We start from the raw sequence: 12,172 nt of genomic DNA, 5'->3' as shown, positions 1-12,172 counted from the left end.
TCCGGAAATGCCGTGGATCGGCGCGCCGTAGGGGGTCTTCACGGATACCCCTCGCCCTCGGGTCCGTGCGAGGATCAGGAGACGGAAGTGAAAACGATGGAAGGTAGATCGTGGCCGAGCAGCTTTTCGCCACTCTGAAGACGAACAACGGCGACATCGTGGTCCGGCTGCTGCCGAACCACGCGCCCAAGACGGTCAAGAACTTCGTGGAGCTCGCCGAGGGCAGCCGCGAGTGGACCCACCCGGCCACCGGCAAGAAGGCCAAGGAGAAGCTCTACGACGGCACCGTTTTCCACCGGGTCATCAGCGGCTTCATGATCCAGGGCGGTGACCCGCTGGGCAACGGCACCGGTGGCCCCGGCTACGAGTTCGGTGACGAGTTCCACCCGGACCTGGCCTTCAACAAGCCGTACCTGCTGGCGATGGCCAACGCCGGTCCCGGCACCAACGGCTCGCAGTTCTTCATCACCGTCGCCCCGACCACGTGGCTGACCGGTAAGCACACCATCTTCGGCGAGGTCGCCGACGAGGGCAGCAAGAAGGTCGTGGACACGATCGCGGCCGCCGGGACCAACCCGCGCACCGACCGTCCGCTCCAGGACGTCGTGATCGAGTCCGTCGTCGTGGAGACCCGCGAGGGCTGATCTCCCCCGCACGGGAACTCCATGCCCCGCTTGTCCGTGTGAACAAGCGGGGCGGAGGACGTGACCGAGCGTGTGGACAGGGGGCGAGAGGACACCATGGAGGACCAGGCGGTCTGCTGTTACCGGCATCCGCAGCGGGAGACCGGCATCACCTGCACCCGCTGTGAGCGCCCGATCTGTCCGGAGTGCATGATCAGCGCCTCCGTCGGATTCCAGTGCCCGGACTGTGTGGGCGGCCGTGCCTCTGCCGGGGCGGGCCCGGCGGCGCACGGCCCCTCCCCGCGCGCGTCCCAGCCGCGCACCCTGGCGGGCGGCGTGATCACCTCCGACCCACGGCTGGTCACCAAGATCCTGGTCGGCCTCAACCTCGTCATATGGTTCGCGGTGCTGGCGGTCGGCGACCGGCTGGTGAACGATCTGGACCTGGTCGGCTATGCCTCCCTGCCCCATAGCGGCGAAGCGGTAGGAGTCGCCGACGGGCAGTGGTACCGGCTGGTGACCTCGGTCTTTCTCCACCAGGCGCCGATGCATATCGCCTTCAACATGCTCTCGCTGTGGTGGATCGGCGGTCCGCTGGAGGCCGCGCTCGGCCGCGCCCGCTATCTGTCCCTCTACCTGCTCTCCGGTCTCGGCGGAAGCGCGCTGTCCTATCTGCTCGCCGCGGAGAACCAGCCCTCGCTGGGCGCCTCCGGCGCGATCTTCGGCCTGCTGGGCGCCACCGCCGTGCTGATGCGGCGGCTCCAGTACGACATGCGGCCGGTCATCGCGCTGCTCGCGCTGAACCTGCTCTTCACCTTCACCTGGGCCGGTATCGCCTGGCAGGCCCATGTCGGCGGGCTGGTCGTCGGCACGGCGGTGGCGTACGGCATGGTGCACGCCCCGCGCGAGCGGCGGGCACTGGTGCAGTGGGGGACCTGCGCGGTGATGCTGATCGCGATGGTCGCGGTGATCTGGATCCGTACGCTCCAGATCCCCACCTGAGCTCAGCAGGCCCTTCGAACGGGTCTGGCTCGGTCAGTTGTCCACAGCAGGCGGTGGATCTTGCGCACCCTGTGGAGAACATCTGTACGTGCCCCTGCTGACCTGCATTTTCGCAGGAAAGTGCAGGTGTGAACGATCGAACAGGGATGCCTCACCGGTCACACCGGCGTCAACGCGGCAGAGGTTATCCACAGATCTTCTGAGTTTTCCCCGCCTGTGGATAACCCTGTGGACAGAGATCGGACAGCGCTACCGAAGGGGCCGCGGAGGGGCCTACTTCCACTGCGTCGAGACGACGAACCCCGCGGCGATGAAGCCGAAGCCGACGACGATGTTCCAGTTGCCCAGCGACTCGATCGGCATGTCCCCCTTGGTCATGTAGAAGACCACGATCCACACCAGGCCGATCAGGAACATCGCCAGCATCAGCGGCGCCACCCAGCGGCGGCCGCTGTTCAGGTTGATGTTCGCCGCCTGCTTCGCCGGAGGCGGGGTGAAATCGTCCTTCTTGCGGATCCGTGACTTCGGCACGAGGAACTCTCCTGTCGATGCGCTGCGTGACCGCGCGGGGATGTAAGCGGACGGCGCCGGGGCGGGACAGCGATGGGGACCACTTCCCTCCCCCACACGTCAGTTAGCGTAGTCCTTCCGCGGCGTCGTAAGGAGTAAGGGTACGTTGAGCAATTCCGCTGACTCCCCCACCCCGGGCTTCCGCCGACCCGCCCTCCGCCCCGCCCGGCTGCTGACCGCCTCGGTCTTCGCGCTCGCCGGACTCATCTTCTGGACCAGCTTCAACACGGCCCAGGGGACCAACATCCGCAGTGATGAATCGATGCTGCGGCTGTCCGACCTGATCCAGGAGCGCAGCCGCAAGAACCACACCCTCGACGACAGCGCGGCCCGGATGCGCTCCGAGGTCGACGCTCTCGCCCGCCGTGGCGACGGCAGCACCAGTGCCGAGCGCCGGAAACTGACCGAGTTGGAGGAGACCGCGGGCACCAGGAAGCTCACCGGCCCCGCGCTCACCGTCACCCTCACCGACGCCCCGCCCAACGCCACCGCCCTGATCCCCGGCGTCCCCGAGCCGCAGCCCAACGACCTCGTGATCCACCAGCAGGACCTCCAGGCCGTGGTCAACGCGTTGTGGCAGGGCGGGGCCAAGGGGATCATGGTGATGGACCAGCGCCTGATCGCCACCAGCGCGGTGCGCTGCGTCGGCAACACCCTGATCCTCCAGGGCCGGGTCTACTCGCCGCCTTACAAGATCACCGCCGTTGGTGACCGGGGCAAGCTGCGCACCGCGCTCGCCGCGTCCCCCGCCATCCAGAACTACCGCAGCTATGTCGACGCCTACGGCCTCGGCTGGAAAGTCGACCAGCACGACACGGTGACTCTTCCCGGCTACTCCGGCACAGTGGACCTGCATCAGGCACAGCCCATCGGGTAGCGCTTGGGGGGCCGGTGACCACTCGGGTGATCATCAGAACGCTCAGTGAACTCTGCGTCACCATCGGCGCCTTGATCATTCTCCTGGTGGTCTACCTCCTCTACTGGACCTCCGTCCGCGCCGACCGCGCGATGGACAGCGAGATCGACCACCTCCAGGACCGTTGGTCCACCGGCTCCGTCACCGCCGGGGGCGCTCGCACCTCGGCCGCACCACCCCGCTATGAGCCCGGCGCCTCCTTCGCGGTCATGTACATCCCTCGGTTCGGCACCGGCTGGGCCAAACCCGTCCTCCAGGGCACCGACGCCGACACCCTGAAGAAGGGGCTCGGCCACTACTCCCGCACCGCCCGCCTCGGCGCCACCGGGAACTTCGCCGTCGCCGGGCACCGGCGCACCTACGGCGATCCGTTCAAGGACTTCCCCGCGCTGCGCCCCGGCGACGCCGTGGTGCTGACCAACGGCACCACCTGGTTCACGTACCGCGTCGACCGGCGCCCCTACCGCACCCGCCCCAGCGACACCGGGGTGATCGACCCGGTGCCGCGGGCCTCCGGATTCCGCCGCCCCGGCCGCTATCTGACGCTGACGACCTGCGACCCGGAGTGGGGGCACAGCCACCGGCTGATCGCCTGGGCGCATCTCGACGCAACCCGCCCGGTCGCCGGGGGCAAGCCCGCCGCTTTGTCCGGCTGACCCTCCCGGGAGCTCCTCGGCCCTTTACTCTGGTGCTGCACTCCGGTGCTGCAATCGACTCCGTCATCGGTGAGTAGGGATGGCATGTACGGCTGGATCTGGCGGCATCTGCCGGGGAACGCATGGGTGCGGGCGCTGATTTCGCTCGTGCTGGTGCTGGCGATCGTCTTCGTGCTCTTCCAGTACGTCTTCCCGTGGGCGGAGCCGCTGCTGCCGTTCAACGACGTGACGGTCGACGAGGGAATGGCGGGTCGGCGGTGAGCGCGCGCATCCTGGTCGTCGACAACTACGACAGCTTCGTCTTCAACCTCGTCCAGTACCTCTACCAGCTCGGCGCCGAGTGCGAGGTGGTGCGCAACGACGAGGTCGCCCTCGCGCACGCCCAGGACGGCTTCGACGGCGTACTGCTGTCGCCCGGGCCCGGCACCCCCGAGGAGGCCGGGGTCTGCGTCGACATGGTGCGGCATTGCGCCGCCACCGGCGTACCGGTGTTCGGCGTCTGCCTGGGGATGCAGTCCATGGCCGTCGCCTACGGCGGAGTCGTCGGCCGCGCCCCGGAGTTGCTGCACGGCAAGACCTCGCTGGTCACCCATGAGGAAGCGGGCGTCTTCAAGGGGCTGCCGTCCCCCTTCACCGCCACCCGCTACCACTCGCTCGCCGTCGAGCGGGGCACCGTCCCGGACGAGCTGGAGATCACGGCCTGGACCCAGACGGGCATCGCCATGGGGCTGCGCCACCGCGAACTGCGCGTCGAGGGCGTGCAGTTCCACCCCGAGTCGGTCCTCACCGAATGGGGCCACCGCATGCTCGCCAACTGGCTGGTGGAGTGCGGCGACAGCGGAGCGGTGGAGCGGTCCGCGGGGCTCGCCCCGGTGGTCGGGGCGGTCGGCGGCAAGGCAGGCGAGTGACCGCACTGCGCCCCGAGCGCGAGGGCGCGGCCTATGGCGCCCAGGAAGCCGCCCCGCACGCGTCGTACGAGCCACCGGGGCCGTACGACGCCCACGGCGGCTCCGACGCGTTCGCGGCGTCGGCGGAGCGGCTGGACGACCCCCTGAACGACCCGCTGCCCGGGGCGGCCCCGCAGGGAGCCACCGGCCACACCCTGGGCACCGCCTCGCTCCCCGGGCGGCCCCCGGATCCCACACCCCCCAGACGCCACCGCCGCCCTCCCCCCGAGGAGAACGCGCCGGGCGGCCCCGCCGGTCCGGCGGAGATGGTGCCGCTGGACGGCGTACCACCCCCGACCGGTCGGCGCCGCCGCCGACCGGCCGCCACAGGGCCCGGTGAGGCGGAGGAGGTCCCCGGGCCACCCACGGGGCGCCGCAGGGCGCGAGCGACCCCCTCAGAGCCCCGCAGGGCCGACGAGACCGCCGTCCTGCCCCCCGTCGCCGGCCCCGCGCCCGCCGCGCCGCCGCGGGGCGACGACGAGACGGTGGCCCTGCGCGCCGTGGCGCCCCGGACCGCACCCCCCGGCAGCGACGAGACCATGCCGCTGCGGAAGGTCGGCCCCGGCACCACGGCCCCAAGCGGCACCACGGCCCCAAGCGGCACCATGGCCTCCAGCGGCACCACGGCCCCAACGGGCACACCGGGCACATCCGATGGGCCGCCGCCAACCGGCGGCCGCGCCGCCCGCCGCAGGGCAGCCCAGGAGGCCGCCCGGAGCGGAGGCCGGCGCGGCGGCGCGAGCGGCCCGCGAACGGGCGTCACCGCACCCTCCGGCACCGCGCCCCGCACCCGTATGGAGGCCAAGCGCGCCGCGCGGGCGCGCAAGGACAGCCCCGGGGTCGTCATGAGCCGGGTCGTCGGCGAGCTGTTCATCACGCTCGGCGTGGTGATGCTGCTCTTCGTCACCTATCAGCTGTGGTGGACCAACATCCGGGCCCATCAGCAGGCCAACGGCGCCGCCAACAACCTCCGCAAGCAGTGGGACGAGAACGGTGACGGCGACCGTGCCCCGGGCGCCTTCTCCCCCGGCCAGGGGTTCGCGATCATCTACATCCCCAAGCTGGATGTGAAGGCGCCGATCGCCGAGGGGATCGACAAGCACAAGGTTCTCGACCGCGGCATGGTCGGCCACTACGCCAAGGGCAAGCTGAAGACCGCGATGCCCTGGGACAAGAAGGGGAACTTCGCGCTCGCCGGGCACCGCAACACCCATGGCGAGCCGTTCCGCTACATCAACCATCTCAAGCCCGGCGACGAGATCATCATCGAGACCCAACGCCGCTACTACACCTACGAGATGGACGACATCCTCCCGCAGACCTCCCCGTCCAACACGGGCGTCATCGGGCCGGTGCCGGCCGGTTCGGGCTTCACCAAACCGGGCCGCTACATCACGCTGACCACCTGCACCCCGGAGTTCACCAGCACGTACCGGATGATCGTGTGGGGCAAGATGGTCGACGAGCGCCCGCGCAGCGAAGGGAAGCCGGACGCGCTGGTCGAATGAGCGCGCCTGAGCGGGAACAGCCAGAAAAGGGGTACGACGCGGTGGCACGGACCGACCACGACCAGCGGCGGGGCCGGGCCCCCGATCCGCCCGCCCGGCCCACCGGCCGGACCCCCCGCGGGCAGATAGCGGCTGCCATCGGCGTGCTGGGCGAGCTGCTGATCACCGCGGGTCTGATCCTCGCCCTCTTCGTCGTCTACTCGCTGTGGTGGACCAATGTGCTCGCCGACCGTGAGGCGAAGAAGCAGGGTGACCGGGTGCGGCGGCACTGGGCGGAGCAGGGTCCGGGCAGGCTGGACACCAAGGACGGCATCGGCTTCCTGCACGTACCGTCCATGAACAACGGCGAGGTGCTGGTCAAGGAGGGCACCAGTACCACGACCCTGAACGACGGTGTCGCGGGCTACTACACGGACCCGGTCAAGTCCGCGATGCCCTGGGACAAAAAGGGCAACTTCGCTCTTGCCGCCCACCGGGACGGCCACGGTGCCAAGTTCCACAACATCAACAAGGTCCACGACGGCGACGCGGTCGTCTTCGAGACCCGTGACCGCTGGTACGTCTACCGGGTCTACGCGACGCTCCCCGAGACCTCGAAGTACAACGTGGACGTACTCGACGCGGTCCCCAAGGAGTCGGGCAGGAAGAAGCCGGGCCGCTACATCACCCTCTCGACCTGTACGCCGGTGTACACCTCGCGAAACCGCTACATCGTGTGGGCCGAACTGGAGCGCACCGAGAAGGTGGACGCACGCCGCACGCCCCCCGAGGAGCTGCGCTAGCCGGCGGAGTCGTCAGGACCACGGGGAAGCCCCCGGCGCCCTCCCAGGAGGGCGCCGGGGGCTTCCCCGTCGATGAGCTCGGCCGAGCCCGCGGCGGACTATCCGGTGGGGGTGGCGCCGCTCGGGCCGCCGAAGATCCCGCCGTCATCACCGCCGGGGCCACCGCCGGGGCCACCGCCGTTGTCGCCCTGACCGGCGACCGTGATGAGGTTCACGGACTGGCCCTTGGGTACCTCGGTGCCCGCGGGCGGCTGGCTGGTCACCACGGAAGCGGTGTCGTCCTGCGGCCCGGCGATGCTGCCCACGTTGAGCCCGAGTTGCTTCAGGGCCTTCTTGGCGTCCTTGAGGGACTGGCCGGCCAGGTTGGGCACCTGCACGTTCTCCGGCTGCGCGGGAGCCTTGGCGACGGTCAGGGTGATCTGCGAGCCGGGCGCGACCTCCTGGCCGCCCTTGGGCGTCTGATCGGTGACCGTGCCCTCCTCGACATCGCCGTTCTCGGCCTCGATGACGTCGACCTTGAGGCCCTTCTTCTGGAGCGCCGTCTTGGCGTCCTCGAGCTTCTTGGTGGTGACGTCCGGGACAACGATCTTGGACTCGGCCGCGGCCACGGTCAGCGTGACCGTGCTCTTTTTGGCGACTTTCGTACCGCCCGTGGGGTCCTGGGCCAGCACCGTACCGGCGGGCTGCGGAGACTCCTTCTGCTGCGGGACGACCTCGAAGCCCTTCGCCTCCAGCTGCTGGGTCGCGGACGCGATCTGGCTCCCCGTGACGTCGGGGACCTCGACCTTGGCCGCGGGCTTGGCGCCCTTGGACATGGTCAGCCGGACCGTGCCGTCCCGCTCGATCTCGCTGCCGCCCGTCGGATCCTGCGAGCAGACCGTGTTCTTGGGTTCGTCGCAGAACGTCGTGCCGGCCTTCTCGACCTTGAAGCCGCCGTTCCTTCCCTGCTCCTCGGCGGAAGCGAAGGTGTCGCCCTTCAGGGACGGGACCTCGACCTTGTTGTTGTCGTTGCCCCCACTGAAGATCGACTTCCCGATGAAGATCGCGCCGACCAGGACCAGTATCCCGGCGAGCACCAGCAGGATGGTCGAGAGATTGCTCTTCTTCTCCGGCGGTCCCCCACGGCCGCGGCCCCGGTCGGGGCGCTCGTCGTAGCCCATCCCGCCGTCGTCGTCGCGCATCGGCGGCAGCATCGAGGTCTGCGCCCCGGAGTCCTGCGGGCGCAGCATGGTCGTGGGCTGGTCGTCGGCGCCGTAGCCGACCGCGCCGAGCGCCGCGGTGGCGGCGACCGGCTGGCCCTCCAGCGCGGCCTCGATGTCGGCGCGCATTTCGTCGGCCGACTGATAGCGGTAGTCCGGGTCCTTGACCAGCGCCCGCAGGACGATGGCGTCCATCTCCGGGGTGATCTCGGGGTCGTACGCGCTCGGCGGCTGCGGCTCTTCCCGTACGTGCTGGTAGGCCACGGCCACCGGGGAGTCGCCCACGAAGGGCGGACGTACGGTCAGCAGCTCGTAGAGCAGACAGCCGGTGGAGTACAGGTCACTGCGGGCATCGACGGTCTCGCCCTTGGCCTGCTCGGGGGAGAGGTACTGGGCGGTGCCGATCACGGCGGCCGTCTGCGTCATGGTCATACCGGCGTCGCCCATGGCGCGGGCGATGCCGAAGTCCATCACCTTGACCTGCCCGGTGCGCGTCAGCATGACGTTCGCGGGCTTGATGTCGCGGTGGACGATGTTGTTCCGGTGCGAGTACTCCAGGGCCTGGAGGATGCCTGTGGTCATCTCCATGGAGCGCTCGGGGAGCAGCTTTCTGCCCGAGTGAAGCAGCTCACGCAGCGTGGAGCCGTCCACGTACTCCATCACGATGTACGGGATCGAGACCCCGTCGACGTAGTCCTCGCCGGTGTCGTAGACCGCGACGATCGCCGGATGGTTGAGCGAGGCGGCCGACTGGGCCTCTCGGCGGAACCGGGCCTGGAAAGACGGGTCGCGGGCGAGGTCCACCCGGAGCGTCTTCACAGCGACAGTGCGGCCGAGGCGGGTGTCATGGGCGAGGTAGACCTCCGCCATGCCACCGCGGCCGAGCACTGAGCCCAGCTCATACCGGCCGCCGAGGCGACGCGGCTCTTCCATAGCTACTCCAGCCCTCTTCCGTCATTCCCGACCGCACCTGTGGGGGCCGGTCAAGTGCTGCTCGCGCATACCGTACCCGGCACATCCAACGCGACCCGGCCACAGCCGCTACTTGATACCGGACCGGTACGGCGACGTGCGGGATTGGTATCAGGGCGTGACCGGCGTCACTTCTCGCTGTCCAGTACCGCCTTCATCACGTCCTTGGCGATCGGTGCGGCGAGCCTGCCGCCCGCGATGTCGTTGCGGATGGTGTCGGAACCCTCGATGACGACCGCGACCGCGACGGGGGAGCCGTCCTCGCCCTTGGCATAGGAGATGAACCACGCGTAGGGGTTCTTGCTGTTCGCGACACCGTGCTGAGCGGTACCGGTCTTGCCGCCGACCTCGACGTTCGGGATCTGGGCCTTGGTGCCGGTGCCCTCGTCCACGACGGTCTTCATCATGTCCTGGAGCTTGCGGGCGTTCTCCGGGGAGACCGCCTGGCTCATCTCCTCCGGTTTGTTCTGCTCGATGGTGCTCAGGTTGGGGGCGCGCAGCGAGTCGATCATGTACGGCTTCATCAGCTTGCCGTCATTGGCGATCGCGGCGGCGACCATGGCCATCTGGATCGGGGTGGCGCGGGTGTCGTACTGGCCGATGGCGGACATCGCGTTGGACGGCCGGTCCATGTCCTCGGGGTAGACGCTGGCGTTGGCGCGGACCGGCGTCAGGAACTCCTTGCCGAAGCCGAACTTCTCGGCCTGCTCCCGCATCTTGTCCTTGCCGAGGTCGTCACCGAGCTTGCCGAAGACCGTGTTGCAGGAGTAGCGCAGGGCCTGCCGCAGGGTGGCGTTCTCGCAGGGGATGTTGCCCTCGTTGTCCAGGTTCTTGGTGGAGAGCGGAAGCCGCCAGGGCAGCGGCGACTTGGTCGGCGCGTTGATGTCCGTGTACTTCCCGTTCTCCAGCGCCGCGGCGGCGGTGACGACCTTGAACGTGGAACCGGGCGGGTAGGTCTGCCGCAGCGCCCGGTTGAGCATCGGGTCGTCCTTGTTGTCCTTCGGCTGGAGCGCCTTCCACTCCTTCGCGTCATCCGCGCCCGCGATCGTCGAGGGGTCGTAGCTCGGGGTGCTGGCCAGGGCGAGGATCTTGCCGGTGCGCGGGTCGAGCGCCGCGACGGCGCCCTTCTTGTTGCCCAGACCCTCGTACGCCGCCTTCTGGGCCTTGCCGTTCAGGGTGGTGATCACGTCACCGCCCCGCTGCTTCTTGCCGGTGATCATGTCGATCGTCCGGTTGAAGAACAGGCGGTCGTCGTTGCCCGTGAGGAAGGGGTCCTCGAGCTTCTCGATCTGGTTGGCGTCGTAGGCCTGGGAGGCGTAGCCGGTGACCGGCGCCCACATCTTGCCGTTCTTGTACGTGCGCTTGTACTTGAAGTCGGTGCCGTTGGTCGCGACGGAACCGGTGATCGGCTGGCCGTCCACGATGATGTTGCCGCGCTTCTGGCTGTAACGGGCCATCAGTACACGGTGGTTGTGCTTGTTGTTCTTGAGCTCGTCGGCCTGGACGTACTGGATCCAGTTGTCCCGGACCAGCAGGGCGAGGACCAGCAGTCCACAGAAGATCGCGATACGGCGCAGGGGCTTGTTCACGGGCGGACCACCTGAGTCATCTCGGCGTCTGTGGACGGAGCGGGGGCCGGGGCGGGGCGGCGCGCGGTGTCGCTGATCTTGATGAGGATCGCGACCAGGGCCCAGTTGGCGAGGACCGAGGAACCGCCGTACGCGAGGAACGGCATGGTCATACCGGTCAGCGGGATGAGCCCCATCACACCGCCCGCCACCACGAAGACCTGGATGGCGAAGGCCGCGGACATGCCGATCGCTAGCAGCTTGCCGAACGGGTCGCGGGCGGCCAGGGCGGTCCGTACGCCCCGCTCCACGATCAGGCCGTACAGCAGCAGGAACGCCATGGTGCCGGCCAGACCCAGCTCCTCGCCGACGGTGGCGAGGATGAAGTCCGAGTTGGCGGCGAAGCCGATCAGGTCCGAGCTGCCCTGGCCCAGACCGGTGCCGAAGACACCGCCGGAGCCGAAGGCCATCAGCGCCTGCGCGATCTGGTCGGTGGTGCCCTTCTCGAAGGCCGCGAACGGGTCGAGCCAGGCGTTCACACGCTCTTGGACGTGAGGCTCGAAGGTGGCGACGCCGACCGCTCCGGCCGCGGACATCAGCAGACCGAAGACGATCCAGCTGGTGCGCTCGGTCGCCACGTACAGCATGACGACGAACATGCCGAAGAACAGCAGCGAGGTACCGAGGTCGGTCTCGAAGACGAGGATGAGGATGCTCATGCCCCAGACCACGAGGATCGGACCGAGGTCACGGCCGCGCGGCAGGTACAGCCCCATGAAGCGGCGGCTGGCCAGCGCCAGGGCGTCCCGTTTCACCATGAGATAGCCCGCGAAGAAGACCGCGATGACGATCTTCGCGAACTCAGCGGGCTGGATGGAGAAGCTGCCCACGGTGACCCAGATGCGGGCACCGAACTTGGCCGGGAAGAACATCGGCATGACCAGCAGCACCAGCGCCGCGGCCATGGAGATGTAGGTGTAGCGCTGGAGGATCCGGTGGTCCTTGAGCAGGATCAGCACGCCCACGAAGAGGGCGACACCCATCGCCGAGTACATCAGCTGCTTGGGGGCCGCGGCGGCGTAGACCTGGTCGATGCTCGCGGCCCGCTGGGCCAGCCGCCTGGACTGGTCCAGCCGCCAGATGAGCACCAGCCCCAGCCCGTTGAGCAGAGTGGCGATCGGCAGCAGCAGCGGGTCGGCGTACGGCGCGAACTTCCGCACCACGAGGTGGCCGACCCCGGCCAGCAGGCCGAGCCCGATGCCGTAGCTGAGCATGCCCGAGGGCATCTCGTCGCTGAGTGCCAGGCCCGCGTTGGCGTAGGCGAAGACCGGAATGATCACCGCGAAGACCAGCATGGCGAGCTCGGTGTTGCGCCGGCTGGGCGGCCCCACCGTGCTGATCGTGGTGGTATTGGAGGTGCTGCTCATAC

Annotated in this window: 12 protein-coding genes; 8 read left to right on the top strand and 4 right to left on the bottom strand. The window is 69.0% G+C overall.

Annotation, left to right across the window (positions count from 1 at the left end; all coding sequences use genetic code 11):
- The first annotated feature begins 110 nt into the window (after positions 1-110).
- Complete coding sequence (locus JK363_RS05995; protein WP_201872157.1) at positions 111-644, top strand: peptidylprolyl isomerase; 534 nt, start codon at positions 111-113, stop codon at positions 642-644.
- Between the two features lie 96 nt (positions 645-740).
- Positions 741-1,625: a rhomboid family intramembrane serine protease gene (locus JK363_RS05990; RefSeq protein ID WP_201872574.1), complete on the top strand. Its 885-nt coding sequence runs from the start codon at positions 741-743 to the stop codon at positions 1,623-1,625.
- A gap of 273 nt (positions 1,626-1,898) precedes the next feature.
- Here the strand turns inward: JK363_RS05990 and crgA are convergent, their stop codons facing one another.
- The gene (gene crgA / locus JK363_RS05985) at positions 1,899-2,156 is read right to left on the bottom strand and encodes a cell division protein CrgA (RefSeq protein ID WP_201872155.1); all 258 of its coding nucleotides are present in this window, start codon (positions 2,154-2,156) and stop codon (positions 1,899-1,901) included.
- A 145-nt stretch (positions 2,157-2,301) separates the two neighbouring features.
- On the opposite strand from crgA, the gene JK363_RS05980 reads away from it, so the two are divergent.
- The 6 genes from JK363_RS05980 to JK363_RS05955 all read left to right on the top strand — a co-directional run bounded on the left by JK363_RS05980 (position 2,302) and on the right by JK363_RS05955 (position 7,004).
- The gene (locus JK363_RS05980; protein WP_201872153.1) at positions 2,302-3,072 is read left to right on the top strand and encodes a DUF881 domain-containing protein; all 771 of its coding nucleotides are present in this window, start codon (positions 2,302-2,304) and stop codon (positions 3,070-3,072) included.
- Positions 3,073-3,086: 14 nt separating this feature from the next.
- Positions 3,087-3,767 carry a class E sortase gene (locus JK363_RS05975; RefSeq protein WP_201872152.1) on the top strand — a complete coding sequence of 227 codons (681 nt, stop codon included), beginning with the start codon at positions 3,087-3,089 and terminating at the stop codon, positions 3,765-3,767.
- Between the two features lie 69 nt (positions 3,768-3,836).
- A complete protein-coding gene (locus tag JK363_RS05970) occupies positions 3,837-4,028 on the top strand; it encodes a hypothetical protein (protein WP_201872627.1) in 192 nt (63 codons plus the stop codon).
- On the top strand, positions 4,025-4,675 hold the full coding sequence (locus tag JK363_RS05965) for an aminodeoxychorismate/anthranilate synthase component II (protein ID WP_201872151.1): 651 nt from the start codon (positions 4,025-4,027) through the stop codon (positions 4,673-4,675). The genes JK363_RS05970 and JK363_RS05965 overlap by 4 nt, the downstream gene beginning before the upstream one ends.
- Positions 4,672-6,222: a class E sortase gene (locus JK363_RS05960; protein WP_307821626.1), complete on the top strand. Its 1,551-nt coding sequence runs from the start codon at positions 4,672-4,674 to the stop codon at positions 6,220-6,222. Before JK363_RS05965 ends, JK363_RS05960 begins: the two co-directional genes overlap by 4 nt.
- On the top strand, positions 6,219-7,004 hold the full coding sequence (locus JK363_RS05955; protein ID WP_201872149.1) for a class E sortase: 786 nt from the start codon (positions 6,219-6,221) through the stop codon (positions 7,002-7,004). Before JK363_RS05960 ends, JK363_RS05955 begins: the two co-directional genes overlap by 4 nt.
- Before the next feature lie 98 nt (positions 7,005-7,102).
- Here JK363_RS05955 and pknB read toward each other — a convergent pair whose 3' ends face one another.
- The 3 genes from pknB to JK363_RS05940 form a co-directional block, all read right to left on the bottom strand.
- Positions 7,103-9,136: a Stk1 family PASTA domain-containing Ser/Thr kinase gene (pknB, locus tag JK363_RS05950; protein WP_201872148.1), complete on the bottom strand. Its 2,034-nt coding sequence runs from the start codon at positions 9,134-9,136 to the stop codon at positions 7,103-7,105.
- Positions 9,137-9,303: 167 nt separating this feature from the next.
- Positions 9,304-10,764 carry a peptidoglycan D,D-transpeptidase FtsI family protein gene (locus JK363_RS05945; RefSeq protein ID WP_201872146.1) on the bottom strand — a complete coding sequence of 487 codons (1,461 nt, stop codon included), beginning with the start codon at positions 10,762-10,764 and terminating at the stop codon, positions 9,304-9,306.
- On the bottom strand, positions 10,761-12,170 hold the full coding sequence (locus JK363_RS05940; RefSeq protein WP_201872144.1) for an FtsW/RodA/SpoVE family cell cycle protein: 1,410 nt from the start codon (positions 12,168-12,170) through the stop codon (positions 10,761-10,763). The genes JK363_RS05945 and JK363_RS05940 overlap by 4 nt, the downstream gene beginning before the upstream one ends.
- Positions 12,171-12,172 lie beyond the last annotated feature (2 nt).

This window comes from Streptomyces coffeae, assembly GCF_016741875.1.
Lineage (GTDB): Bacteria > Actinomycetota > Actinomycetes > Streptomycetales > Streptomycetaceae > Streptomyces > Streptomyces coffeae.
The sequence above is the reverse complement of the archived record's forward strand: the minus strand, read 5'-3'. Positions and strand labels throughout refer to the sequence as shown.

Bases quoted from the DNA above. Each gene is read 5' to 3' on its own strand.
- pknB (WP_201872148.1), bottom strand. From the start codon at position 9,136: ATGGAAGAGCCGCGTCGCCTCGGCGGCCGGTATGAGCTGGGCTCAGTG.
- JK363_RS05955 (WP_201872149.1), top strand. From the start codon at position 6,219: ATGAGCGCGCCTGAGCGGGAACAGCCAGAAAAGGGGTACGACGCGGTG.
- JK363_RS05990 (WP_201872574.1), top strand. From the start codon at position 741: ATGGAGGACCAGGCGGTCTGCTGTTACCGGCATCCGCAGCGGGAGACC.
- JK363_RS05940 (WP_201872144.1), bottom strand. From the start codon at position 12,170: ATGAGCAGCACCTCCAATACCACCACGATCAGCACGGTGGGGCCGCCC.